This window comes from Streptomyces bugieae (genome assembly GCF_036352915.1).
GTDB classification, from domain to species: domain Bacteria; phylum Actinomycetota; class Actinomycetes; order Streptomycetales; family Streptomycetaceae; genus Streptomyces; species Streptomyces endophytica.
Map to the genome: position 1 here is coordinate 1 of NZ_JAZBJP010000052.1, position 22,777 is coordinate 22,777.

The following is a 22,777-nucleotide window of genomic DNA, read 5'->3' on the forward strand; positions in this document are numbered from 1 at the left end:
CCGTCTCACCCGCCGCGGGTCGTCTCGCCGTGGCGCCTGCGGCGGGCTGGGTGGTTGTCGGGTGCGGTGCCGGGCCTCCGGGGCCGTTGTGTGGACTGCTGACGCTTTACGTCCACACAACCGGCCCCTCCGGCCCGTCCCCTCCCGTGAGAGGGAAAGAAACGGCGGTGGGGGTGCACGTAATGCCCACGTGCCCGCAGCCGACAGACCAGGTCCGCCCCCAACCAGCTTGGAAACTTCCACTCACGGGAGGGGCTGGACCGGAGGACGAAGTCTGGAGGGCCGGCACCGCACCCAACACACAAACGCCCGCCGCCAGGCGCAACGGCGAGACGCCCCGCGACGCCGCAGACAGGTACGTGCGGGGCGCCGCAAAGCGCGCAACGGCGACCAAGACCCGCGGCGCCGCAGACGGGTACGTGGGGCTACCACCCCTCGCCGAGGGCCAGGAGCTCGTTGCGGTATTCGATGCGGGCGGCCCACTCCGTGGGCCAGGCGTCGGCGCCCAGGTGGGCGCCGGCGAACGCACCGGTGAGGCAGGCGATCGAGTCGGAGTCGCCGGAGGTGCAGGCGGCCCGGCGCAGGGCGGTGAGCGGTTCGGCGGGGAAGAGCAGGAAGCAGAGCAGGCCGGTGGCCAGTGCCTCCTCGGCGATCCAGCCGGCGCCGGTGGCCAGGCAGGGGTCGGTCTCCCGGTCCGGGGCGGCGAGCGCCGCGTCCAGCCGGTCCAGGACGCCGAGGCAGTCGTCCCAGCCACGGGTGATGAACGCGGCCGCGGAGGCGTCCTGGCCGCGCTGCCACAGGTCCCCGAGCCAGTCCTCCCGGTAGACGGTCCGCTGGTCGTGCGCGTACGTACGGAGCAGGGCGGGCAGCTCCGCGGGGGTCGCGCCGTCGGCGAGGACGCGCACGGCGTACGCGGTGAGGTCGCTCGCGGCGAGTGCGGTCGGGTGGCCGTGGGTCAGCGCGGACTGGAGTTGGGCGGCGCCGGAACGCTGCTGCGGGCTCAGCCCAGGGGCGAGCCCGATGGGCGCGACCCGCATGTTGGCGCCGCACCCCTTGGAGCCGATCTGGCTCGCCTCGGCCCAGTGGCGGTCCTCGTCGCTGAGCAGCTGACAGGCGCGCAGGCAGGTGTTGCCGGGGGCACGGTTGTTGTCGGGCGAGCGCCACCAGGCGACGTACTCGGTACGCACCGGGCCGACGAGCCGCGCCGGCGTCAGCTCACCGGCGTCCATCGCCGCCCGTAGGCCGCGTCCCAGCGCCAGCGTCATCTGGGTGTCGTCGGTGACGAAGGCGGGGTCGGGCAGTGGTATCTGCCGCCAGGGGCCGCACTTGGCCTCGATCGCCGGTACGTCGTTGAACTCGGTCGGAAAGCCCAGCGCATCACCGAGCGCGAGGCCGACCAGCGCGCCGGTCGCCGCGCTCGTGCCCGTGCCCGTGCGCGACGTCGAGCTCGTGTTCCCCATGAAAAACCACCCCTTAATCGTCATGGTGACGTTAAGGGGTGGTGGGTCGGCGCCGCAAGCGAGTTGGCGGGCTCGGGGGCGCCTGGTGGGGCCCTTCCGGGCGTGGTGGGGCCGCTTCCGCGCGTGCTGGGCCGCTTCCGCGCGTGGTGGGGCCGCTTCGGTGCTCGCGCCCGCCTCCTTTTTCCCCGCCGCCCACCCCCCTTCGGGGGGTGGGCGGGTCAGGTGGTGAGGTTCCGGCGCGCGCGACGGTTCCGGGCCCGGGTTCCGGGCGTCCGCCGCGAAGCCCGGGCAACTGGACCCGGCCCTTCCTCAAGGGCCGGTCCGGCAGGCCATCGGCGGCCTAGAGCTCGACCTCGCGCATCAGCATGCCGACCTCCGTGTTGGTCATGCGGCGCAGCCAGCCCGACTTCTGGTCGCCCAGGGAGATCGGGCCGAAGGCCGTGCGCACCAGCTTGTCGACCGGGAAGCCGGCCTCGGCCAGCATGCGGCGGACGATGTGCTTGCGGCCCTCGTGGAGGGTCACCTCGACGAGGTAGTTCTTGCCGGTCTGCTGGACGACCCGGAAGTGGTCGGCGCGGGCGTAGCCGTCCTCCAGCTGGATGCCGTCCTTGAGCTGCTTGCCGAGGTCACGCGGGAGCGGGCCCTGGATGGCGGCCAGGTAGGTCTTCTTGACGCCGTAGCGCGGGTGCGTCAGGCGGTGCGCCAGCTCACCGTGGTTGGTGAGCAGGATGATGCCCTCGGTCTCGGTGTCCAGCCGGCCGACGTGGAAGAGCCGCGTCTCGCGGTTGGTGACGTAGTCGCCCAGGCACTGGCGGCCGTCCGGGTCCTCCATCGTGGAGACGACACCGGCCGGCTTGTTCAGCGCGAAGAAGAGGTACGACTGGGTGGCGACCGTCAGGCCGTCGACCTTGATCTCGTCCTTCTCCGGGTCGACCCGGACGCCCTGCTCCATGACGATCTTGCCGTTGACCTCGACCCGCGCCTGGTCGATCAGCTCCTCACAGGCCCGTCGCGAGCCCATGCCGGCCCGGGCCAGCACCTTCTGGAGCCGCTCGCCCTCCTGATCGCCGAACGTCTTGGGGGTCTTGATCTGCGGCTTGTCGTGCCGGGCGCGGTTGCGCTCCTCGACCTGGGCGTCGTACTCCCGCGGCCGCGCGGGCGCCTGGCCGCGGCCGCGCTGCGGGCCGCCCTTGCCGCCGGGACGCCCCGCCTTGGAGGCCGCGCCGGTGCGCGGGCCGCCCTTGGCGCCGCCCCGGGCCGCCGCACCCCGGCTGCCGCCCGCCTTGGGGCCGCCGCCGCGCTCGTCCTTGCCGCCGCCCGCGCTTCCGGATCCGCCCACGTCGTAGCGGCGCTCCTCGGGACGGGGGCGGCCGGCGCGCTGCTGCTTCTCGTCCTTCTTGTTGCCCGCGCCGCGGTAGTTGCCGCGTCCGCTGTCCCTGTTGTTCCTGCCGCTGCTTCGCATCAATGATCCGTCTGAGAGTCGCCGCTGTCGTCTACGTCGAACGACGGGATACCTTCCGCGGAGTCGCCCTCGACCGCGTCCGCCTCCGGGAGGAACGGTGCGAGCTCAGGGAGCTCGTCCAGGCCGCGCAGGCCCATCCGCTCCAAAAAGTAGTTCGTCGTCCTGTACAGGATCGCACCTGTTTCAGGTTCCGTCCCCGCCTCCTCCACCAGGCCGCGCTGGAGGAGCGTGCGCATCACGCCGTCACAGTTCACACCGCGCACGGCCGAGACGCGGGAACGGCTGACCGGTTGACGGTACGCGACCACGGCCAGAGTCTCCAATGCGGCCTGGGTGAGCCGGGCCTGCTGGCCGTCCAGGACGAAGCTCTCCACGGCGTCGGCGTACTCGGCCCGGGAGTAGAACCGCCAGCCGCCGGCGACCAGCCGGAGATCGAATCCGCGGCCCTCGCGGGTGTAGTCGTCGGACAGCTCGCGCAGCGCCAGCGCGACCGCGCGGCGGGGCCGCTGCAGGACCCTGGCCAGGTGTTCCTCGGTCGCCGGCTCGTCGACGACCATGAGGACGGCCTCCAGTGCCGGCTTGAGCTCCAGCTCGGCGACGCCCAGCGCCCCGGCCGGCGGCCCCGGACGCTCCGCCGGCCCCCCGCCGTCCGCCCCGGCCTCCGTGACGTCGTACGTCTCGACGTCATACGCCTCGACGTCGTACGCGTCGTCGTCGGCCACGCCGCTCATGCCTGCTCCTCTTCCACTTCCACTCGCCCGGCCCGCCCCGATTCCTGTTGCCACGCGGGTTCCTGCTCGCCCGGATCCGGTTGACCCGGTGCCTGCCGGCCCGGTTCCTGGTCGAACTCGTCGGTGACGACCGGTACGGCCCCCTCCGTGCCCGTCCAGCGCACCGTGAGCGCCCCGAGCGCCTCCTCCTGGTCCAATGCCACCACCCGCTCGCGGTAGAGCTCCAGAAGGGCCAGGAAGCGCGCGACGACCGTGAGGGTGTCGGGGGCGTCCGCGACCAGCTGCTGGAAGCTGGTCTCGCCGGCCTCCCGCAGTCGCGCCAGCAGCACCTCGGCCTGCTCCCGCACGCTCACCAGGGGCGCGTGGATGTGGTCGACGTAGACCTGTGGCCTGGCCTTGGGCTGCATCGCCTTCACCGCGAGCTTGGCGAAGCCCTCGGCGCCGATGCTGATCACGACCTCGGGGAGCAGCTCCGCGTGCTGCGGTTCCAGCCCGACGGTGCGCGGATGGCGCCGCGCCTCGACGGGCAGCCGGTCGCTGAAGATGTCGGCGATCCGTTTGTACGCGCGGTACTGCAGCAGCCGGGCGAAGAGCAGATCGCGGGCCTCCAGGAGCGCGAGGTCCGCCTCGTCCTCCACCTCGGCGGCGGGCAGCAGCCGGGCCGCCTTCAGGTCGAGCAGGGTGGCCGCGACGACCAGGAACTCGGTGGTCTGGTCGAGGTCCCAGTCCGGCCCCATGGCCCGGATGTGCGCCATGAATTCATCGGTCACCTTGGACAGCGCGACCTCGGTGACGTCCAGCTTGTGCTTGGAGATCAGCTGGAGCAGGAGGTCGAAGGGCCCCTCGAAGTTGTCGAGCCGGAGCGTGAACTTCCCGTCACCGCCGGTCTCGCCGCCGGACCCGCCACCGGCCTCGTGATCGGCCTGGGCCCCCGCCCCGGGCTCGACCCCGACCTCGACCTCGGCATCCGCGGAGGTCGGGCCGGGGGTCTCCTCCGGCGCCTCCTCGGGCGCCGCTGCGGTTTTCTCGGCCGCCTCCACGGGAGTCCCGCCGGCAGGGGACTCCACCGGCACCGCGGGCGCCGGCTCCGCGCCCGGCCCGCGCCCGAGTCGTCGGCGGGCGCGGGGCGCGGGGGTTTCGTCATGGTTCGGCATCGCGGTGGCAGGCTATCCCGCGTCGCGCGCTGTGACGTTTCGGCACCGCGGCGGACGCGCCGCGCGGCGGAGCCGGTGTTGCTCAGCGGCCGCGCAGCCGCCGCACCAGGATGCTGGCGTCGCCGCGCGACTCCAGGTCGGCGAGGACCACGGCGACCGCCTCGCGGACGATCCGGCCGCGGTCCACGGCGAGGCCGTGCTCGCCGCGCAGCACCAGCCGCGCGTGTTCGAGGTCCATGAGCTCCTCGGCGGAGACATAGACCGTGATCTTCTCGTCGTGCCGTTCCCGGCCGCTGGGGCGGCGGTTGGCGCCCCGTGTGCCCCGGCGCCGGCCGGTGGCCGGTGCGGGGGCGGCCGCGCCGGCCTCGGGAGCGCCCTGCCGGGAGGCGCGGGTGCGGTGGGACGCGGCGCCGTCCGCCTCGCGCCCGCTGTGCTCGGCCGCGGGGGCGACCGGGGGCACCGGGGGCGGGGTGGCCGGCCCGCCGTCACCGGCCGTGGCCGGTGCGTCGGTACCGTCGTTCTCCGTGCGCCGCCGGCGTGCGGGGGCCGCCTCCGGGCCCTCCGCGGCCGGGTCGGGCTCGCCGGCCGGCGCGGGCACCCGAGGTGCCTCGCCGTTGGCCGCGGCCGCCGAACCGCCCGGCGTGCGGCGGGGGGTGGAGGGCTGGAGCGCCACTCCCCCGGTGGTGCGGAACAGTTCGTCGGCTCCCGGCAGACTCACTCGGCGTGACACCGGGCGAGCACCTCCCTGGCGAGCTGGCGATAGGCGGCGGCACCGACGGAGTTGGAGGCGTACGTGGTGATGGGCTCGCCCGCGACGGTGGTCTCGGGGAAGCGGACCGTACGGCCGATGACGGTGTGGTAGACGTGGTCGTCGAAGGCCTCGACGACGCGCGCGAGGACCTCGCGGCTGTGCACGGTACGGGAGTCGTACATCGTCGCCAGGATGCCGTCGAGCTCCAGCTCCGGGTTGAGCCGCTCCTGGACCTTCTCGATGGTCTCGGTGAGCAGCGCGACACCGCGCAGCGCGAAGAACTCGCACTCCAGCGGCACGATGACCTTGTGAGCCGCCGTCAGGGCGTTGACGGTGAGCAGGCCGAGCGAGGGCTGGCAGTCGATGACGATGTAGTCGTAGTCGGCCAGCAGCGGCTTCAGGGCGCGCTGCAGGGTCGACTCGCGGGCGACCTCGCTGACCAACTGCACTTCTGCCGCTGACAAATCGATATTGCTGGGCAGCAGGTCCATGTTGGGGACCGCGGTCTTCAGCAGCACCTCGTCGGCCGACATGCCCCGCTCCATGAGCAGGTTGTAGACCGTCAGGTCGAGTTCCATCGGGTTGACGCCGAGGCCGACCGACAGGGCGCCCTGCGGGTCGAAGTCGACGAGCAGCACCCGTCGTCCGTATTCGGCGAGTGCGGCGCCCAGGTTGATGGTCGAGGTGGTCTTGCCGACCCCGCCCTTCTGGTTGCACATCGCGATGATCTTGGCCGGGCCGTGGTCCGACAGCGGTCCCGGGATGGGGAAGTAAGGGAGCGGGCGTCCGGTCGGGCCGACGCGTTCGCGGCGCTGGCGCGCGGCGTCCGGCGCGAGCGTCGCGGCGTATTCGGGGTCCGGCTCGTACTCCGCGTCCGGATCGTAGAAGTGCCCCTCGGGCAGGTCGTCGTAGTCGGCGAAACGGGCGGGTTCTCCACTGCCCCGGTCGCCGGCCATGGCGTTCACGTGATGGCCGTCCATGCTCTGGTGGGCTGTCGTGGAAATGCTCTGATGGGCTGCGAAGGTGTGGACCGCAACGGAGCCGACAGCCTCGAACCCCGAGGGACCCTGGCCCCGTGCAACCGCTCCTGGTTGACCACCCCCGGGAGTAAATGTCGACTCATTCACAAGTCGTCTTACCTCCTTGGACGTGACCAGGAAACTTTATCGATAGGTCAGCGTGGCACCATGCCGACGGTTGGCGACTCTATGGCGTGTCGGGCGTCCGCAGCAACACAATCCACCGGACCCGGCACGATGTGTCGGTAACCGGACCCCTCGATGTCAAGGGCGCAAGCGGGATCGGACCGATGTTTCGGGGGTGCGCGAATCGGTTAAAGGGTTACGTTCACGGCGAGTTGAGAGACGACGTTCCGGAACGGCGCGCACCGTGCGTCACACACGCCACCGGCCGGGCCCTGTCGACAAGGCCCGGCCGGATGCTCAGCGTTGACGCGCTTCGTTGACGTCTCAGCCGAGGAGGGTGCGCAGTTCGGTGCACTCGAGACCGTGGGCCTCGGCGACCGGGCCGTAAACGACCTTGCCGTCGTGGGTGTTCAGGCCCTTGGCCAGCGCCGGGTCACGGCGCAGCGCCTCGACCCAGCCGCGGTTCGCCAGCTCCACGATGTAGGGCAGCGTGGCGTTGGTGAGCGCGTGGGTGGAGGTGTTCGGCACCGCGCCGGGCATGTTGGCGACGCAGTAGAAGACCGAGTTGTGCACCTCGAAGGTCGGCTCGGCGTGCGTGGTGGGACGGGAGTCCTCGAAGCAGCCGCCCTGGTCGATCGCGATGTCGACAAGGACACTGCCCGGCTTCATCTTGGCGACCAGCTCGTTGGTGACGAGCTTGGGGGCCTTGGCGCCCGGGATCAGGACGGCACCGATGACGAGGTCGGCCTCGATGACGGCCTTCTCCAGCTCGTAGGCGTTGGAGACGATCGTCTGCACCTTGGTGCCGAAGATCTTGTCGGCCTCGCGGAGCTTGTTGATGTCCTTGTCGAGCAGGGTGACGTGGAAGCCGAGGCCCACGGCGATCTGCACCGCGTTCCAGCCGGAGACGCCACCGCCGATGACGACGGCCTTGCCCGCGTGGACACCGGGGACACCGCCGGGCAGCACACCGCGGCCGCCGGCCTGGCGCATCAGGTGGTAGGCGCCGACCTGCGGGGCGATCCGGCCCGCGACCTCGGACATCGGGGCGAGCAGCGGCAGCTGGCGGCCGGCCGTCTCGACGGTCTCGTAGGCGATGGCGGTGGTGCCGGACTCCAGGAGGGCGTCCGTGCACTCACGGGAAGCGGCCAGGTGCAGGTAGGTGAAGAGGGTCTGGTCCTTGCGGAGGCGGTGGTACTCCTCCGCGATGGGCTCCTTGACCTTCAGCAGCAGGTCAGCGGTGCCCCAGACCTCGTCGGCGGTACCCAGGATGGTGGCGCCGGCGGAGACGTACTCCTCATTGGTGATGGACGAGCCGAGACCGGCGTCCTTCTCGATGAAGACCTGGTGGCCGTGGCGGACGAGTTCGTTGACTCCGGCGGGCGTGATGGCCACGCGGAACTCGTTGTTCTTGACCTCGCGGGGGATGCCGACCTTCACGTCGATCACGGTCCTTGAAAGAGAGGGTGCAGGAGGAATTATCCCCTCATGCGATGCATGACGGAACTGACCGCGCCGTACGCGGCCCAGCCAGTCTATTGAAGGAGCTCTTCTTGTCTAGCCTTGCAAAGCATTAAATCTTGGGAGAGGCACTACCGATTTCGTAGGTCACTCCGGGTGATCTTCCAGGAGTCGCTCTCCCGCGGCGCGGTGGAGCCCTGCCGCGCTTGGGTCCCCGAGCCGTTCGAGGGTGTCCGCGATCCGCAGCTGGAGGGCCGCCTGGAGCCGTCCGTCGTCCGTTTTCCGGACCAGTTCCAGGGCCTCCAGACAGGTCCGCAGCGCCTCCTCGGGGCGTCCGGCGTACTCCTGGACCCGCGCCGCCTCCCCGGTCGCCCGGGCCTGGCCGGCCAGGTCACCCAGCCTGCGGTACGTCCGGGCGGCCGCCCGCCACTGCTTGAGCGCCTCGCCCCACCGGCCGACCGCCATCAGGGCCCCGCCGATCCGCCCGTGCACCCGCGCCGCGTCCGCCGCCTCACCGCGTGCCAGCCGCAGCTCCAGCGCCCGCCCGTACCAGTCGGCGGCCCGCACCCCGTCGCCCAGCTCGGCGTACGTACCGCCCAGCGACTCCATCGCCCGGACGGTGGCCACCGGGTCCGCCGCCGACCGGGCGGCCTCCAGCGCACCCCGGTACCGGCCGAGCGCCTGGGCCGTCCGTCCCGCACCGCTGTCCAGGTCCGCGAGGTTCAGCAGCGCGGCGGCCCGCTCGCGCGCCAGCCCGCGCCGCTCGGCGGCCTGCAGCACGAGCCCGTGCACCGTATAGAGGTCCGGCGCGGCCGCCTCGGGGCCCTGGTGCGCGAGCAGGGTGCGGGTCAGCGCGGCCATCAACCGCCGGTCCAGGGTGTCGAGTTGGCCGTCCGCGGCGGCCGCCCCGGCGGCGGCGAGCAGCGCCGGGCGGCGGCTGTGCAGCCAGTGCGCCGCGGTGCCCCGGGAGCTGAAGCGCAGCGACCGGGGCAGCCCGGCGGCCTTCTGCCGGGCGGTGGATCCGGCCGGCTCGGTCATCGCCCGGCACGACTGCAGCAGCCGTACGGTCCGCTCCAATACGCGGGCGCGGGCCAGCTGGAGCTCGGCCGGCCGCTCGTGCTCCCCGAGCAGCTCGCGCAGCAGCGCATCGAGGCAACCGGGGACGCGGTACTGCGGGTGCAGCGCGGCGTCCGCGGTCCCGGGGCCGGCGGGCGGGGTGCCGGGGTCCGCCGCGACCGGCCGCAGCAGGCCGAGCGCGGCGAAGTCCGTGAGTGCGGCGGCGGCCGTCGGCATCGAGCAGCCGGCCAGCGCGGAGGCGGTGTGCGCGTCCACGAGGCCGGCCGGGGCGAGGGTGAGCAGCCGCAGTATCCGGGCGGCGGTCGCCGGGAGCGCCTCGTAGGAGAGCCGGAAGGCCCGGAAGAGGGGGCGGGCGCCGCTGGGCAGGTCCGGCGGCACCGGGACCGCCCGCAGCGCCTGGTACAGATCGGCCACCGACGACTTGGGGCGGGCGGCGAGCCAGGCGCCGGCCAGGATCAGCGCGGCGGGCTGGCCGCCGCACTCCTCGGCGACGCTGTCGGCGGTCCGCGGGTCGACGGTGATCCGGGTCGGCCCGGCGTACCGCTCCAGGACGTCCACGCAGGCCGCGCCGTCCAGCCCGCCCAGGGTGCACGGGCGGACGTCCGGGATGCCGGTCAGCGGCCCCTGGGAGACGACCACGACCAGGCAGTCCGGCGCGTCCGGGAGCAGCGGTTCGACGGCGTCGGCGCCCGGCGCGTCGTCGAGGAAGAGCAGCGCGCGGCGGTCGGCGAGCGCCCCGCGCAGCCGCTCGGTCAGCTCGTCCGCGTCGGCGCCCGGCGGGGCGTCCGCACCGAGGGCGGTCAGCAGCTCACGCGCGGTGCGGCCGGTGTCGGCGAGCTCCCCGCCCGGTCCGGTCAGCGCGGCGCGCAGCACCCCGTCGGGGTGGCCGTCGGCCAGCTCGGTGAGCAGCTGCTCGGCGAGTGCGGTACGTCCCGAGCCGGGGCGGCCGGCGATCAGCAGCACCCGGCTGCGGGCGCCCTTGCGGCCGGAGAGGGTGTCCAGGCCGGCCCGGGCGATGTCGGCGTGCAGTGCCTTGAGCTCGCGGCGGCGGCCGGTGAAGCCGGCCGGCGGGGTGCGGCCCGCGGCGGCCGGGGCCGTCGCCGTCTCCGGCGCGAGCCGCCCTGCGCCCACCGCCTGGTCCGTCACCGGTCACGCTCCCGTCCACCTGCGCGTACGCACCCGCCGCAGGCGCGGACGGGAACCCTTACGAGCGTAGTTCACGGGGCGTCACGTCCCGTGCGGAGCAGGGCGGTTGGGTCACCCGACCGGATCGGGGGCCGGCCGGCCGGGGACCACGGCAGGGGTGCGGTCAGGCCTCGAACGGGCGGGCCGGCCAGGGCGCGTCGGCCGGCCGCAGCGCGTCCAGGCCCGCGCCGCGCTGCGCGGCGGTGAGCGCCAGCACGCCCACGACCAGGCAGTTGTTGTGCAGCTCACCGGCGAGCACCCCGCGCACCAGCTCGTCCTGCGGTACCCGCGCCAGCTCCATGTCGGCCTCCTCCTCGGCGACCTCGAAGCGCTCCCCCTCGGCCTCGGACAGGTTCCGGGCGAGGAAGATCCGCACGGCCTCGTCGCAGCCGCCGGGGGTGGTGTAGACGTCGGTCAGCACCCGCCAGTCCTCGGCCTTGACGTGCGCCTCCTCGTACAGCTCGCGCTGGGCGGCGTGCAGCGGGTTCTCCCCGGGGACGTCGAGCAGCCCGGCGGGGATCTCCCACAGCTTCATGCGCACGGGGTGGCGGTACTGCTTCAGCACCAGCACCCGGCCCTCGTCGTCGAGGGCGAGGACGGCCACCGAGCCGGGGTGGACCTGGTAGTCGCGGGTGACCGTGGCGCCGTCCGGCATCACGACCTCGTCGGTGCGAACGCTGGTCTTGTTCCCGGTGAACGGCGTGGTGGAGGCGGTGACCGTCCACTCCTCCGGGGTGTCCTTGATCGCCATGGCGCGTCCTCCTGTGTGAGCCTCTACCAACGCGGAAACCGGGGCACGACCTCGAAAAGAGGCCGTACCCCGGCAACCGTAACCGGCACGCTGGGTGCTACTTCGCGGCGCCCGTCTTGCGCGCGACCGCGGCCTTCACCAGCCCGGCGAAGAGCGGGTGCGGGCGGGTCGGGCGGGAGCGGAGCTCCGGGTGCGCCTGGGTGGCGACGAGGTAGGGGTGGGTCTCGCGCGGGTACTCGACGTACTCGACGAGCTTGTTGTCCGGGGAGGTCCCGGAGAACTGCAGCCCGGCCTTCTTCTCCAGCTCACCGCGGTAGGCGTTGTTGACCTCGTAGCGGTGGCGGTGGCGCTCCTCGACGTACCCCTGGTCGCCGTAGACCTCGCGGACGATGGAGCCCTCGGCGAGCTTGGCGGGGTACATGCCCAGCCGCATCGTGCCGCCCATGTCGCCCTCACCTGCGACGATGTCCAGCTGCTCGGCCATCGTGGAGATGACCGGGTGAGCGGTCGCCGGGTCGAACTCGGTGGAGTTGGCGCCCTCGATGCCGGCCAGGTTGCGGGCCGCCTCGATGACCACGCACTGCAGGCCCAGGCACAGGCCGAGCAGCGGCACCTTGTTCTCGCGGGCGTAGGTGATCGCGCCGACCTTGCCGTCCACGCCGCGGTCGCCGAAGCCGCCGGGGATGCAGATCGCGTCGCAGTCGGAGAGCTGCTCGGCGGCGCCCGCGGGCGTCCTGCAGTCGTCCGAGGTGACCCACTTGATCTTGACCCGGGCCTTGTTGGCGAAGCCGCCGGCCCGCAGCGCCTCGGTGACCGAGAGGTAGGCGTCCGGCAGGTCGATGTACTTGCCGACCAGCGCGACCTTGACCTCGTGGTCGGGGTTGTGGACGCGCTCCAGCAGGTCGGCCCACTGGGTCCAGTCCACGTCGCGGAACGGCAGGTCGAGCTTGCGCACGACGTAGGCGTCCAGGCCCTCGGCGTGCAGGACCTTGGGGATGTCGTAGATCGACGGGGCGTCGATCGCGGCGACCACCGCGGCCTCGTCGACGTCGCACATCAGCGAGATCTTCCGCTTGATGGCGGTGGGCACCTCGCGGTCGGCGCGCAGCACGATCGCGTCGGGCTGGATACCGATGTTGCGCAGCGCCGCGACCGAGTGCTGGGTCGGCTTGGTCTTGAGCTCGCCGGACGGACCGATGTACGGCAGCAGCGAGATGTGCACGACGAAGACGTTGTCCCGGCCGACCTCGTGGCGGACCTGGCGGACCGTCTCCAGGAACGGCAGCGACTCGATGTCGCCGACGGTGCCGCCGACCTCGGTGATCACGACGTCGACGTCCTCGGTCGCCATCCGCCGGATGCGGTGCTTGATCTCGTTGGTGATGTGCGGGATGACCTGCACGGTGTCGCCGAGGTACTCGCCGCGGCGCTCCTTGGCGATCACGGTGTTGTAGACCTGGCCGGTGGTCACGTTCGCCGAGCCGTCGAGGTCGACGTCGAGGAACCGCTCGTAGTGGCCGATGTCCAGGTCGGTCTCGGCGCCGTCGTTGGTGACGAAGACCTCACCGTGCTGGAACGGGTTCATCGTTCCGGGGTCGACGTTGAGGTACGGGTCGAGCTTCTGCATCGTGACCCGCAGGCCCCGCGCCTTCAGGAGAGCACCCAGGCTGGAGGCCGTGAGCCCCTTGCCGAGCGAGGAGGCGACGCCCCCGGTGACGAAGAGGTGCTTGGTCGTCGTGGATTTGGCTGGCATGGCCAAGAGGGAGCTCCCGTGGTCGCGAGGTGGAGAGGTGCGAAGCGGCGCCGTCCCGCGTCTGTGAGGGGTGCCGTCGCTGCGGTCGGGGTGCCGTGACATGTTGCCGGGGCCCACCGGTCCACGGGGTACCAGGCTATCAGCGCCCGGGCATGGTCGCGCCCGGCCACGCACCGGAACCTCGTGCGACCCCTCCCCGTCACGGTGTGTGACGAGCAGGGGGTGACGCTGTCACGTGACGGAGGCCACCCGTTCGGAGCACTTCACTCGTCGCGAGCGTCGCGCGGATCACCCGCCTGCGTCGTATCCTGCTCGGACACTCGCAACGAGCCGTCCGGGAAGGCACCACCCCCGCCCGATTTCCGGTCCCGCTGCTCGGCGACGTTTCATGGGCAGGACGGACAGATCACAACGTCCCATGGGGGGCGTGACTCCAGTTCGACGGGAGATGCACGTGGCCGGGCGCATCGAGGACTACGCACTTATCGGCGATATGCAGACCGCCGCTCTAGTGTGCAGGGACGGGACGGTCGACTGGCTGTGCCTGCCCCGCTTCGACTCGCCGGCGGTCTTCGCAGGGCTGCTGGGCACAGAGGAGAACGGCTACTGGCGGATGGGACCGGTGACCGGTTCCGAGGACGGGCCGCAGCCCGCCGACCGCCGCCGCTACCGGGGCGATTCACTCGTGCTGGAATCCGAGTGGGACACCCCGCGCGGTACCGTCCGGGTGATCGACTTCATGCCGCCCCGTGACGGCGCACCGCAGGTGATCCGCATCGTGGAGGGCGTCAGCGGCCGCGTCCCGATGCGTTCGGAGCTGCGGATGCGGTTCGCGTACGGCTGGGTGGTGCCCTGGGTGCACAAGATCGACGAGCGGACCGTCGCGGTCGCCGGCCCGGACTCCGTATGGCTGGACACCGAGGTCGAGACGTACGGGAAGGACCTGACGACCTTCTCCGACTTCACCGTCTCGCCGGGCGAGCGGATCGCGTTCACGATCAGCTGGCAGCCCTCGCACCACCAGCCGCCGGCCGTGGCGGACCCGGAGGGGTCGCTGGAGGCCACCGAGGAGTTCTGGCGCGAGTGGGTCGAGCACTGCACGTACCACGGTCCCTACCGCGACGCCGTGGTCCGCTCGCTGATCACGCTGAAGGCGCTGACGTACGCGCCGACCGGCGGGATCGTCGCCGCGCCGACCACCTCGCTGCCCGAGTGCATCGGCGGCGTCCGCAACTGGGACTACCGCTTCACCTGGCTGAGGGACGCCGCGATCACCCTCTCCTCGCTGCTGCGCACCGGCTACCGCGAAGAGGCCCGGGCCTGGCGGGAGTGGCTGCTGAGGGCGGTGGCCGGTGACCCGGACAACCTGCAGATCATGTACGGCATCGCCGGTGAGCGCGAGCTCGGCGAGAACGAGCTCAACTGGCTTCCCGGGTACGAGAATTCCCGTCCGGTGCGGGTCGGCAACGGCGCCGCGGGCCAGCTCCAGCTCGACGTCTACGGCGAGGTCACCGAGGCGCTGCACCTGGCGCACATGACCGGCCTGGCCCGCAACGACTACGCCTCGCTGCTCCAGCTCAAGCTGATCCAGTGGGTGGAGAAGCACTGGGACGAGCCGGACGAGGGCATCTGGGAGGTCCGCGGCCCGCGCCGGCACTTCGTCCACTCCAAGGTGATGACCTGGGTCGCGGTGGACCGCACCGTCAAGCTGATCGAGTCCGGGGACGTCGACGGCCCGTTGGAGCGCTGGAAGGACCTGCGCGAGACGATCCACCGGGACGTCTGCGAGAAGGGTTACGACAAGGAGCGCAACACCTTCACCCAGTCCTACGGCTCGCAGGAGCTGGACGCCTCGCTGCTGCTGATCCCGCAGGTCGGGTTCCTGCCGCCGGACGACAAGCGCGTCATCGGCACGATCGAGGCGATCCAGCGGGAGCTGACCACCGAGGACGGCTTCGTGCTGCGCTACCCGACGGCCGGCCAGGGCGAACTCGGCGTGGACGGCCTGGAGGGCGAGGAGGGTGCCTTCCTGGCCTGCTCGTTCTGGCTCGCGGACGACCTGGCGATGATCGGGCGGGTCGACGAGGCCCGCAAGCTCTTCGAGAAGCTGCTCTCGCTCCGCAACGACCTCGGGCTGCTCGCGGAGGAGTGGGACCCCAAGGCCAAGCGCCAGGTGGGCAACTTCCCGCAGGCGTTCAGCCACGTTCCGCTGATCGACACCGCGCTGCGGCTGACCGCGAGCGGGGCGTACGGCGGCTGAGCCCGCCGGTGGTGTACGCCGCGGCCGCCCCCGGGAGTGTTCCGGGGGCGGCCGCGGCGTGTGGGCCGGGAGATCGGGACGGCCGGGTGCGTCAGAAGGGGGTCAGGGTGAGCGTGATCTCCTTCGGGGCGCCGTCCTCGATGTACGAGGCGAAGCCGGCGACGTCGTCGAAGGCGAAGCCGTAGGCCCGGCCGTCCTGGGTGGCGGCGTGCATGGCCTTGGCGTAGTGGTTGGTCAGCCGCTGCCGGTAGAAGGCGGCGGGGTCGGTGGTGGGCTGGTGCGCCTGGGAGACCAGGGTGGAGCGGTTGAGGGCCGCGCCCAGGACGGCGGCCACCGGGCCGAGGGTGCCGTCGTTGGGGGCGGCCAGGGTGCCGTCGCAGAAGAGGACGTCGCGGGTGGACGGCTTGTCGAAGGAGACCGTGCCCGGCCCACGGAAGGTGAGTTTGCCGCCGCTGACCCGGCCGGTGAAGGTTCCGGCGTTGGTGGTGACGGTCAGGTCCTTGCTCGCGTAGGCGGACCAGGCCTCGTCGATGGCGGGGGCGAGGTAGTCCTTGCCGAACAGTCCGCTGTCGAGGCCGTGACCGGGGGCGATCACCCGCTTGTCGCCGATGACCAGCCGGTCGAAGCCCTCGGCGGCCTTGACGTCCGCGAAGACGCGGGCGCGGGCGCCGTCCTTGAGGGTTCCGGTGGTCTGCTCCTTGGCGCCGGAGAGCTCGATGGCGAGCGGCACGCTGAACATGTCGACCATGGTGGTGTTGCAGTACAGGCCGCCGGAGTTGTGGGTGAACTCGGCGCAGTCGTGGAGGACGTCGTAGTTGGGGTCACCGGAGACCCAGCCCGCCGGGTAGGCGAGCGCGGGCTTGCCGTTGCCGTCCTTGACGGCCTTGAACTTGAGCTTGCTGCCCAGCGCGACGTAGATCCGGCCGGACATCTGCGGCAGGGGGACGGTCGTGGCCCCGCTCGCGGCGAGCGGGATGGCGTAATCGGTGTACCCGTCCGGCCCGTTGTCGCCGAGCGCCACGGGCTTGAGTCCCCCGTCCGGCCCGACCCACACCTGCTGCGCCCCGTCATTCCCCACGATGTACACCCACACCGAGGAATTCCCGTACGCCCCCGAGTTGTTGAGGATGCGCAGGGGGACCGCCCCCGCCGACCGTTTGTGCCCCGAGGTCGTACGTGCCTCCAGAGGGGACCCGAGGGCGCGGCCGGCCAGGGTGATGCCGGAGGCGGTGGCGGCGCCGGCGGCGAGTCCGCCGAGCAGGGTACGTCGAGTGATCACGGGGTGGCTCCTTGCGGGGCGGCGGGGTGCCGGTCGGTGGCAGCGGCGGGGGCGGGCTCGCGGTCCGTACGGGCGGCCGCTGTTGCGGGCTGCTGGACGGAGACCGCGACGTGGTCGACGAGGAGCGAGCCGCCGGGGCGGGTGGTGTCGGTGGGTGTCGCCCTGCCCGCGACGCCGTCCGGGAACGCCCCGCCCATCGCGAGGTTGAGCAGCAGGAAGTGGCCGTGATGGGTGGCCTTCGCCCAGGTGTCGGCGTCCATCTCGGCCGACGTCACGGTGTGGAACTTCTGCCCGTCGACATACCAGTTCAGCGACTCCGCGGCGCCGTTGGTGCGGTCCAGCTCCAGCGCGTACGTGTGGAAGCCGGCCTGGCAGGCGGTGCCGGGGCACTCGCGGGAGCTGCCCTTGCCCTGGGTCTCGTTGCACGGCCCACCGGGGTTGACGCCGCAGTGCAGCGTGCCCCAGACCTTGTTGATGCCGTTGACGTTCTCCATGACGTCGAACTCGCCGATGCCCGGCCAGTTCCGGTAGTTGCCGCGGTAGTCGGCGCCCAGCGTCCAGAAGGCGGGCCAGTAGCCGAGCGCGGTGTCACCGGTGACGTCGGGCATCCGGATGCTCGCCTCGATGCGGAGCTTGCCGCCGGCCGGGGCGGCGAAGTCGGTGCGCCGGCTCTCGATGCGGGCCGAGGTCCAGGTGGCGCCGTCCTTCAGTGCGGTGATCTTGAGGTGGCCGGCGCCGTCGAGCTGGAGGTTCTCGGGGCGGTCGGTGTACGTCTCGCGTTCGCCGGTGCCCCAGTTGGCGGGGCCGCCGGGGTAGCCGGTACCGGTGTCGGTGATCCAGTCGTCGCTGGAGGGGCGTGATCCGGCAGCGCCGTTGAAGTCCGTACGCCACACTTCCTGGAAGGCGGTCGCGGCGTTCGCGGCGTTCGCGGTGCGGGCGCTGTTCGCCGTGCGGGCGGTGCTCGTCGTGCGGGCGGTGCTCGCCGTGCGGTCCGTGCTCGGTGGGTGTGCGGTGCCGGTCGCCGGAGCCGCTTCCCCCGCGGAGGCGGTGGGGAGGGCGAGGGCGAGGGAGCAGGTGCTGACGAGTGCGGCGCTCATGGCGAAGAGCACCGCTCTTTTCCTCATGCTCATGACATTCTCTCCTCGGAAACAGTGGGGGGTAGTGAGGAGTTCCGGGGGGTATCCGTGGGGACACCGCGCTTGAGAGCGCTCTCATGACGTCCTCCGTGCACCCTGCCGACTCGACGGCACACCGTCAAGTCACCGAGTCGAAAAAGGAGTTGGAACGTGCCTGAACCGAACGGTGGGCGGCCCACGCTGGAGGCGGTCGCGGCGCGCGCCGGCGTCTCCCGCGCCACGGTGTCCCGCGTGGTCAACGGCGGTACGGGCGTACGGGAGGCGGTCCAGGAACGGGTCCGCCAGGCGGTGCACGAGCTGGGTTACGTACCGAACAGCGCGGCCCGCACCCTGGTCACCCGCCGCACCGGAGCGGTCGCCGTGGTCATCGCGGAACCGGAGGCCCGGGTCTTCACCGACCCCTTCTTCGGCCGTCAACTACGGGGCATCAGCCGGGAACTGGCCGCCGCCGACACCCAGCTCCTGCTGATGTTCGTCGAGCACCGCGCCGACTACGACCGCATCGGCCGCTATCTGGCGGGGGGCCATGTCGACGGCGCGCTGATGTTCTCGCTGCACCGCGACGACCCGCTGCCCGCCATGGCCGAGCGCGCCGGGCTGCCCACGGTGTACGGCGGCCGGCCCGGCTGGGCGGGCGCCGACCGCGCGCCGCGGCCGCTGTACGTCGACACGGACAACCGCGACGGCGCCCGGCAGGCCGTACGCCATCTCCTCGACCGCGGCCGTCGGCGGATCGCGGTGATCACCGGCCCGCTCGACCAGACGTCGGCGGTGGACCGGCTCGACGGCTATCTGGAGGCGCTGGGCACGAGCGAGCCCGATCCACGGCTGGTCGCGGACGGCGGCTTCACGGCGGAGGGCGGCGAGCGCGCCATGGCCACGCTGCTGGACACCGCGCCGGACCTGGACGCCGTCTTCGTGTGCTCCGACCTGATGGCGAACGGCGCCCTGCGGACCCTGCGGGCGCGGGGGCGGCGGGTCCCGGACGACGTGGCGGTGGTCGGCTACGACGACCTGGAACCGGCGGCCTGGGCGGACCCGCCGCTGACCACGGTGCGGCAGGACGTGGAGGAGATGGGCCGACTGATGGCCCGGCTGCTGCTGCGGCTGCTGGATACGCGGCGGGCGGGGGGTGCGCGGGGTTCGGGGGCCGGGGACGACGACGGTGCGGAGCTTGCGGATGGTGCGGGTCGTGGGAGCGGTGCGGATCCTGGGAGTGGTGCGGATCGTGGGAGTGGTGTCGATGACGGAGCTGACCGTGGGAGCGGTGCGGACCGTGGGAGCGGTGCGGACCGTGGGAGCGGTGCGGACCGTGGGAGCGGTGCGGACCGTGGGAGCGGTGCTCGCGCGGGTCTCAGCAGCGGAAAGGGTCGTGGGAGCGCGGCGGATCGCGGGACGGCGGCGAGTGGCGCGGCGGCTGCGCCGGAGCTGGCACCGGTGATCACGGAGGCACGGTTGGTGGTACGGGAGTCGACGTGAGGGGCCGTCCCGGTACGAGGCGCGGGCCCGGACGAACGTGGGCCCGGATGGGCGTGGGCTCGGACAAGCGTGGCTCGGACCAGCTCGGCTCGGACGCGGCCCTGGCGTGAAGCGACGGGGGCGTGACGCGACGGGGGCATGACGCGACGGGGGGCGGGCCGCCGTACAGCCGGAGCCCGGCTTCCCGGTGCGGCGGCACCCCCGCTCTCGGACGGGGATGCTGCTCTCCGCCCGGAGCACCGCTCTCGGAAACGGCCGGTGCACTCGGGCGGGGCCGCCGCTCTCGAACCTGGCGGCTGCTCTCGGACAGCCGGGGCTCTTGACCACAAGAGTGCCGCTGTCGGGACAAGACCACCGCGCTCGGACCCGACCGTCGCCCTCAGGCCCTGCCACCGCTCTCGACCCGGAGCACCGCTCTCGGACCCGGCCGCTTCTCTCGCCCCCGATCACCGCTCCCCGACCCGGCCACCGCTCCCCGACCCGACCACCGCTTCCCGACCCGACCGTCGCTCTCGGACGAGAGCAGCGCTCTCGACCCCGGACGCCGCCCTCGCCCCCCAGTCCCCGCCCCCAGGACGGAGAGGCTCCGGATAGCGGACTGCGGGTACCGTTCGTCGGCATGGGGCCGGAAGCAAAAATCGAAGCCGAGATCACGGTACGCAGGGCGCTGGAGCTGCCCGCGCTGCGGCGCGGGCTGCCGGAGGTGCTGGCCGGTGGGGACCGGCTGGACCGCGCGGTGCGCTGGGTGCACGCGGGCGAGGTGCCGCACATCGCCTCGCTGCTGAAGGGCGGCGAGCTGCTGCTGACCACCGGCCTCGGACTGGGCACCCGGCCGTCCGAGCAGCGGGCCTTCATCCGTAAGCTCGCGGACCGCGAGATCGCTGCTCTCGTCGTGGAGCTGGGCTCTCGTTTCGAATCGCTGCCCCCGGCGCTGGTGGACGCCGCACGGGACTGTGGTCTGCCGCTGATCCAGCTGCACCGCGAGGTCCCGTACGTCACGGTCACCGAGGCCATCCACACGGAGATCATCAACAGCCACTACGCGCTGCTGCGCCGCGCCGACCAGATCCTGCGCCGGTGTACCGACGTCCTGCTGCGCGGCGGGGGCGCGCCCGAGGTGCTGCGGCTGCTGGCCGTGTTCACCGGCAACCCGCTCTGCCTGGAGGCCCCGGACGGCAGCCCGCTGTACGCCGCGGGCCCGGACGGCGGCGACGAGGAGGGAACCGCCGACGCGGACCCGCTGCTGGCCTGGGAGGGCCTGCGCGATTCCGGTGTCCGGATCGACGTCCCCGGTGGCGGGCACGGCCCCGACGCGGTCCGCGCCCGCCTGGTGCTGCTGCCCGTCAACGCCCCGGTGGCGCCGGTGCACCGGATCGCCGCGGAACGTGCCGCCGATCTGCTCGCCGTCGTGATGCTCCAGTCCCGCCAGGAGGAGGTGCTGGCCGCCCGCGGCCGCGGCGACTTCCTCGCCGATCTGGCGGAGGGCCGGATCTCCGCGGCCGAGGCGCCCGCACAGGCCCGGTTGCTCGGTTTCCGCCCCGGCCCGGAACCGGTCCTTCCGGTGGTCATGCGGCTACCGGCCGGCCTCCCCACCCCCAACAGCTGGGCGCTGCTCGCCCAGACCCTGCGCGAGGAACTCGCCGCCCTCGGGGCGCCGGTGCTCCTCGGCGTACGCCCCGTGGAGGGCCGGGTGCCGATGCTCGTGGCGCTGCGCGCCGGCCAGCAGCGCGAGGAGCTCGCCGACCGCGTCGCCGAGGCACTGCGCGCCGGGGTGGTCCGCGCGGGGCTGGACCGCCCGACGGCGCACCGGCCGGTGGTCGTCGTCGGCGCCGCGGGTGACTGGGCGGCGGCCGGCCCCGGGCTGCGGCACGCCGCGGAGGCCGCGGCGGCCGCCCAGGGCCTTTCGGAACAGCCCTGGTACGACGCGCGCCGGCTGGACATCGAGCTGCTGCTGTGGCGGATGCGCGAACAGGGCGAACAGGGTGTGCTCAGCGATTTCGTGGACCGTGCCATCGGCCCGCTGCTCGCCCACGACCGCGGCGCCCGGCAGCCGTTGCTGCCGACGCTGGAGGCCTATCTGGCCAGCGCGGGGCGCAAGGCCGAGACGGCCCGCGATCTGAACGTCAACCGGCAGACCCTCTACGACCGGCTGGCCCGCATCGCCCAGCTGCTCGGCACCGACCTGGACGATCCGCAGACCGTGCTGGGCCTGCGCCTGGCCCTGCGCGCCAGGCGCCACACCGACCGGCCGTAGCCCACGGCCGCGGCCGTACCCGTCACGCAGCCCGGTGCGGCGACGGCCAGGACTCGGGCCCGGTCCAAGGCCAGGTCCAGGTCCAGGGCCAGAGCCAGGGGGGCCAGGGCCAGGGGGGCCAGGACCAGGACTAGGGCTGCGTCAACTCGTCGTAGACGCTGAGTACTTGGGTGATGGTGTCGTTCTCGGTCGGCCAGCCGGCCGCCTGGATGCGGCCGGCCTCGGCGAGTGCGTCCCGGCGGTCGGGGTCCGCGAGCAGGGCGAGCACGCTGCGGGCCAGGGCGGCGGCGTCTCCGTAGGGGACCAGTTCCGCGGCCCGGCCGACCAGTTCGCGGGTGCCGCCGGTGTCGGTCGCGACCAGCGGCACCCCGGCACGCAGCGCCTCCTGCGCGATCAGCGAGCGCGCCTCCCACCTGCTGGGCAGCACCACGAGGTCGGCGGCGGCGAGGAGTTCGGGGACGTCGTCGCGGCGGCCGAGCAGCTGGACGGGCAGCTCCTCCAGGTCGATCCGGCGTTGCAGCGCGGCCCGTTGGGCGCCCTCCCCCGCGATGACGACCAGCGGCTGGGGGTCGAGCGCACACCAGGCGTGTGCGGCGTCCAGCAGCAGGTCGTGGCCCTGGCCGGGGTCGAGGCGGCCGACCGCGAGCAGCAACGGGCGTCCGGTCGCGCCCAGTTCGGCCCGCTCCTTGTGGCGCAGGTGGTCGCGTTCCTCGGGCTCGGCCGGCGCTCCACCGGAGCGGGGCCGCGGAATGGCGACCGGGGCGAGCCGGGCGTCGCGCGCACCCCGCTCGCGGGCCCGGTCGACGAGGTCGGAGCAGGCGCCCAGGACCACGGCGGCGGCCCGGGCCACCCGACGCTCCATCAGGTGCACCACGCCGGCCCGCGCGCCCTCGGTGTGCGGACTCGTGTGCCAGGTGATGACCAACGGGACCCGCCGCCCTCCCCTGGGGCCGCGCAGTCCGCGCAGCGCCATCGAGGCGCGCAGCCCCGCCCGCAGGCCGTGCGCATGGACCAGGTCGGCGTCCCAGCAGGCGCTGCGCAGCGTCGCCACGCTCACCGGGTCCATCCGCGGAGGAACGTCGACGAACCGCGCACCTGCGCCGGTGAAGTCGTACGCCTCCTCGGATTCCGGGGTGGCGCAGACGGTGACCCGGACGCCGCGCGCCACCAGTCCCTCGGCCAGCGAGCGGACATGGGCCGCGCTGCCGGCGCCGCCGTACCCCAGCACCTGGACCGTGCGCAGCGGTGACAGCCCGTGCGTCGAGGTCGGGGTACTCACGTGTGCGGGACTCCTGGGTCGAGGCGGAACGGGCCGTACCGGTGAGGTCGGTCCGCTGGGTGCGGGCGCTGCGCGGCGCGCCACCGGGCGGGCCGACCCACCGGAAGACGGCAGGACGCAGCGAGCGCGCCCGGAACCGCGCACCGGGCCCAGGATGCCA

Annotated in this window: 15 protein-coding genes and 1 pseudogene; 3 read left to right on the top strand and 13 right to left on the bottom strand. The window is 72.9% G+C overall.

The genetic code is table 11. The annotated features are described in order from the left end of the window. Positions 1-425 precede the first annotated feature (425 nt). The 10 genes from V2J85_RS37915 to V2J85_RS37960 form a co-directional block, all read right to left on the bottom strand. The gene (locus tag V2J85_RS37915) at positions 426-1,460 is read right to left on the bottom strand and encodes an ADP-ribosylglycohydrolase family protein (protein ID WP_330824118.1); all 1,035 of its coding nucleotides are present in this window, start codon (positions 1,458-1,460) and stop codon (positions 426-428) included. 340 nt (positions 1,461-1,800) lie between these two features. Continuing rightward, on the bottom strand, positions 1,801-2,922 hold the full coding sequence (locus tag V2J85_RS37920; protein WP_261952278.1) for a pseudouridine synthase: 1,122 nt from the start codon (positions 2,920-2,922) through the stop codon (positions 1,801-1,803). After that, the gene (gene scpB / locus V2J85_RS37925; RefSeq protein WP_261952277.1) at positions 2,922-3,653 is read right to left on the bottom strand and encodes an SMC-Scp complex subunit ScpB; all 732 of its coding nucleotides are present in this window, start codon (positions 3,651-3,653) and stop codon (positions 2,922-2,924) included. Before scpB ends, V2J85_RS37920 begins: the two co-directional genes overlap by 1 nt. Next, positions 3,650-4,807 carry a segregation and condensation protein A gene (locus V2J85_RS37930; RefSeq protein ID WP_330824119.1) on the bottom strand — a complete coding sequence of 386 codons (1,158 nt, stop codon included), beginning with the start codon at positions 4,805-4,807 and terminating at the stop codon, positions 3,650-3,652. Before V2J85_RS37930 ends, scpB begins: the two co-directional genes overlap by 4 nt. Positions 4,808-4,889: 82 nt before the next feature. Beyond that, entirely contained in the window at positions 4,890-5,537 is a 648-nt protein-coding gene (locus tag V2J85_RS37935; protein ID WP_330824120.1) for a hypothetical protein, read from the bottom strand. Beyond that, the gene (locus V2J85_RS37940) at positions 5,522-6,538 is read right to left on the bottom strand and encodes a ParA family protein (protein ID WP_030416497.1); all 1,017 of its coding nucleotides are present in this window, start codon (positions 6,536-6,538) and stop codon (positions 5,522-5,524) included. Before V2J85_RS37940 ends, V2J85_RS37935 begins: the two co-directional genes overlap by 16 nt. A 489-nt stretch (positions 6,539-7,027) precedes the next feature. Continuing rightward, a complete protein-coding gene (gene ald, locus V2J85_RS37945; RefSeq protein WP_261957192.1) occupies positions 7,028-8,143 on the bottom strand; it encodes an alanine dehydrogenase in 1,116 nt (371 codons plus the stop codon). Between the two features lie 168 nt (positions 8,144-8,311). Further along, positions 8,312-10,387: an AAA family ATPase gene (locus V2J85_RS37950; RefSeq protein WP_330824121.1), complete on the bottom strand. Its 2,076-nt coding sequence runs from the start codon at positions 10,385-10,387 to the stop codon at positions 8,312-8,314. 163 nt (positions 10,388-10,550) lie between these two features. After that, positions 10,551-11,177: an NUDIX domain-containing protein gene (locus tag V2J85_RS37955; protein ID WP_261952272.1), complete on the bottom strand. Its 627-nt coding sequence runs from the start codon at positions 11,175-11,177 to the stop codon at positions 10,551-10,553. A gap of 97 nt (positions 11,178-11,274) precedes the next feature. Continuing rightward, positions 11,275-12,930: a CTP synthase gene (locus V2J85_RS37960; RefSeq protein ID WP_330824122.1), complete on the bottom strand. Its 1,656-nt coding sequence runs from the start codon at positions 12,928-12,930 to the stop codon at positions 11,275-11,277. 448 nt (positions 12,931-13,378) lie between these two features. Between V2J85_RS37960 and V2J85_RS37965 the strand changes: the two genes are divergently transcribed. Continuing rightward, positions 13,379-15,190, top strand: coding sequence for a glycoside hydrolase family 15 protein (locus V2J85_RS37965; RefSeq protein WP_261957191.1), 1,812 nt, complete (start codon positions 13,379-13,381; stop codon positions 15,188-15,190). A gap of 91 nt (positions 15,191-15,281) precedes the next feature. Here V2J85_RS37965 and V2J85_RS37970 read toward each other — a convergent pair whose 3' ends face one another. After that, positions 15,282-16,469 (bottom strand): beta-1,3-glucanase family protein, encoded by a 1,188-nt coding sequence (locus V2J85_RS37970; RefSeq protein ID WP_261952270.1) that lies wholly within the window; start codon positions 16,467-16,469, stop codon positions 15,282-15,284. Beyond that, the gene (locus V2J85_RS37975; protein WP_330824123.1) at positions 16,466-17,599 is read right to left on the bottom strand and encodes a glycoside hydrolase family 16 protein; all 1,134 of its coding nucleotides are present in this window, start codon (positions 17,597-17,599) and stop codon (positions 16,466-16,468) included. Before V2J85_RS37975 ends, V2J85_RS37970 begins: the two co-directional genes overlap by 4 nt. 156 nt (positions 17,600-17,755) lie before the next feature. Between V2J85_RS37975 and V2J85_RS37980 the strand changes: the two are divergent. After that, a pseudogene (locus V2J85_RS37980) lies at positions 17,756-18,742 on the top strand (LacI family DNA-binding transcriptional regulator); the annotation flags it as partial. Positions 18,743-19,703: 961 nt separating this feature from the next. Continuing rightward, a complete protein-coding gene (locus tag V2J85_RS37985) occupies positions 19,704-21,338 on the top strand; it encodes a PucR family transcriptional regulator (RefSeq protein WP_261952269.1) in 1,635 nt (544 codons plus the stop codon). Positions 21,339-21,468: 130 nt separating this feature from the next. Here the strand turns inward: V2J85_RS37985 and V2J85_RS37990 are convergent, their stop codons facing one another. Beyond that, positions 21,469-22,617: a glycosyltransferase family 4 protein gene (locus V2J85_RS37990; RefSeq protein ID WP_261952268.1), complete on the bottom strand. Its 1,149-nt coding sequence runs from the start codon at positions 22,615-22,617 to the stop codon at positions 21,469-21,471. Positions 22,618-22,777: the final 160 nt, after the last annotated feature.

Coding starts and splice junctions, on each gene's coding strand:
- V2J85_RS37915 (WP_330824118.1), bottom strand. CDS start 1,460: ATGGGGAACACGAGCTCGACGTCGCGCACGGGCACGGGCACGAGCGCG.
- V2J85_RS37920 (WP_261952278.1), bottom strand. CDS start 2,922: ATGCGAAGCAGCGGCAGGAACAACAGGGACAGCGGACGCGGCAACTAC.
- scpB (WP_261952277.1), bottom strand. CDS start 3,653: ATGAGCGGCGTGGCCGACGACGACGCGTACGACGTCGAGGCGTATGAC.
- V2J85_RS37930 (WP_330824119.1), bottom strand. CDS start 4,807: ATGCCGAACCATGACGAAACCCCCGCGCCCCGCGCCCGCCGACGACTC.
- V2J85_RS37940 (WP_030416497.1), bottom strand. CDS start 6,538: ATGGACGGCCATCACGTGAACGCCATGGCCGGCGACCGGGGCAGTGGA.
- V2J85_RS37955 (WP_261952272.1), bottom strand. CDS start 11,177: ATGGCGATCAAGGACACCCCGGAGGAGTGGACGGTCACCGCCTCCACC.
- V2J85_RS37960 (WP_330824122.1), bottom strand. CDS start 12,930: ATGCCAGCCAAATCCACGACGACCAAGCACCTCTTCGTCACCGGGGGC.
- V2J85_RS37965 (WP_261957191.1), top strand. CDS start 13,379: ATGCACGTGGCCGGGCGCATCGAGGACTACGCACTTATCGGCGATATG.
- V2J85_RS37975 (WP_330824123.1), bottom strand. CDS start 17,599: ATGAGCATGAGGAAAAGAGCGGTGCTCTTCGCCATGAGCGCCGCACTC.
- V2J85_RS37985 (WP_261952269.1), top strand. CDS start 19,704: ATGGGGCCGGAAGCAAAAATCGAAGCCGAGATCACGGTACGCAGGGCG.